This is a genomic window from Mesorhizobium sp. WSM4819, assembly GCF_055811215.1.
Genome location: NZ_JBVVQO010000119.1, coordinates 1 through 290, shown reverse-complemented (window position 1 = coordinate 290; position 290 = coordinate 1). Strand labels below are relative to the sequence as shown.

The window sequence follows — 290 nt, the reverse complement described above, 5'->3', positions numbered from 1 at the left end:
TGGCCGCCTGAGACGCGGCCGCCATGTCCGCCGCTCCGCTAAACACGGGGGCTGCGCGGCGGACACGCCAACGTCACGCTGAATGCCACGCCATTTTTGCTGATGGGGTGGATGCCAGCCTTCTCCGACGGCATCGCAATGTGCCAAGTTTGTGGTGTTAGCGCCACGCAAAGGAGAGGCAGGCATCCATGGAAAAGGTTACCATCATTGGGGTCGATCTGGCAAAGAACGTCTTTCAGCTGCACGGGGCGGCAGCTGATGGATCGGTTGTGTTCCGCAAGAAGCTGTCG

General features: G+C 60.7%; 1 pseudogene. It reads left to right on the top strand.

From position 1 onward, the window contains the following. Positions 1-188: 188 nt before the first annotated feature. Positions 189-290: pseudogene (locus AC0L18_RS32475) on the top strand (IS110 family transposase); the annotation flags it as partial.